This window comes from Pseudomonas sp. PICF6, from assembly GCF_009831705.1.
Taxonomy (GTDB): Bacteria; Pseudomonadota; Gammaproteobacteria; order Pseudomonadales; family Pseudomonadaceae; genus Aquipseudomonas; species Aquipseudomonas rhizophila.
The window spans coordinates 383,699-385,459 of record NZ_WUUD01000033.1 but is presented as its reverse complement, the minus strand read 5'-3'; the positions used below and the strand labels follow the sequence as shown (position 1 = coordinate 385,459).

2 protein-coding genes are annotated in these 1,761 nt (G+C 61.7%); both read right to left on the bottom strand.

Translation table 11 applies throughout. The features are described 5' to 3' along the window. Nucleotides 1-36: 36 nt before the first annotated feature. Nucleotides 37-846, bottom strand: a complete 810-nt coding sequence (lgt, locus tag GSM73_RS24495; protein WP_076383259.1) for a prolipoprotein diacylglyceryl transferase — start codon at nucleotides 844-846, stop codon at nucleotides 37-39. A gap of 68 nt (nucleotides 847-914) precedes the next feature. Further along, nucleotides 915-1,697: a sulfite exporter TauE/SafE family protein gene (locus GSM73_RS24490; protein WP_076383260.1), complete on the bottom strand. Its 783-nt coding sequence runs from the start codon at nucleotides 1,695-1,697 to the stop codon at nucleotides 915-917. Nucleotides 1,698-1,761 lie beyond the last annotated feature (64 nt).

The window sequence follows — 1,761 nt, the reverse complement described above, 5'->3', positions numbered from 1 at the left end:
TCCTTGAACCCGGGGCCAGCGCCCCGGGGTTCGAATTTAAATCTTGGCCGCCGCAGCCGGCGCACGATGATAGGCCAGCCAGATCAGCGCCAGGCCACCAATGATCATTGGCAGGCACAGCAACTGGCCCATGGTCAGCCAGTTCCACGCCAGATAGCCGAGTTGGGCGTCTGGTACGCGGACGAATTCAACGATGAAACGGAAGATCCCGTAGAACAGCGCGAACATGCCCGACACGGCCATGGTCGGCCGTGGCTTGCGCGAGAACAGCCACAGGATGGCAAACAGTGCCACGCCTTCGAGCGCGAACTGGTACAGCTGCGAAGGATGACGGGGCAGCTGCGCCGGGTCGCTGAACGGCGGGAAGACCATCGCCCATGGCACGTCGGTGGCCTTGCCCCACAATTCGGCGTTGATGAAGTTGCCGATGCGCCCGGCCCCCAGGCCAATCGGCACCATTGGCGCGACGAAGTCCATCAGCTCGAAAAACGACTTGTTGTTGCGTTTACCGAACCACAGCGCTGCCAGCATCACGCCGATGAACCCGCCGTGGAACGACATGCCGCCCTTCCAGACTTCGAAGATCAGCGTCGGATTGGCCAGGTACGCGCTCAGGTCGTAGAACAAGACGTAACCCAGGCGTCCGCCAACGATCACGCCCATGGATAGCCAGAACACCAGGTCCGAGAGCTTTTCCTTGTTCCAGGTCGGATCGAAGCGGTTGAGCCGGCGCGACGCCAGCAGCCAGGCGCCGCCGATGCCGATCAGGTACATCAGGCCGTACCAGTGGATTTTCAGCGGGCCGATGGCCAGGGCCACCGGATCGATCTGCGGGTAAGGCAGCATTGATATTCCTCGTAAACGTCAAAAATATCCGGGCGACGCTGCCACCTCGGGATTAAGCCAGGATTGCGTCAGAGCAGAAAACTCAAGCCCACGCTGAACAGCAAAGCGGCGAACAGCCGTTTGAGCAAGCGCGGTGACAGGCGATGGGCCAGTCGCGCGCCGAAGCGGGCGAAGACCATGCTCGTCAGGGCAATGCCCAGTAGCGCCGGCAAATAAACAAAACCGAGACTATGAGCCGGCAGCCGCGGATCTTGCCAGCCCAGAATCATGAAACTTAATGCACTGACCAGGGCAATCGGCAAACCGCAGGCCGATGACGTCGCCACCGCCTGTTGCATAGGCACGCTGCGCCAGGTCAGGAACGGCACGGTCAGCGAGCCGCCGCCGATGCCGAAAATCGCCGAGGCCCAGCCGATCACCGTCCCCGCCACCGTCAACCCGACCTTGCCCGGAACTGTGCGGCTGGCCTTGGGCCTCAAGTCCAGGCCCAGTTGTACGGCGACAATCAGGGCGAACACGCCGATGATTTTTTGCAGGTTCGGACCGGAAATCGCTTCGGCAGTGACGGCTCCGAAACCGGCACCGATCAGGATTCCAACGGTCATCCAGGCAAAAATCGGCCAGCGCACCGCGCCTTTGCGCTGATGCTCGCGCACGGCATTGACCGAAGTGAAGATGATCGATGCCAGGGACGTGCCGACCGCCAGGTGCGTCAACACCAGTGGGTCGAAGCCCTGCAAGGTAAAACTGAATACCAGCACCGGGACGATGATGATCCCGCCACCCACGCCGAACAGTCCGGCCAGCACGCCGGCACAGGCGCCGAGCAGCAGATAGAGCACAAATTCCACCAGCGTCCCTCGCCCATCCTAGAAACAAGAGCGGCATGGTAACGGATCCATGGCCTTGGGCTCC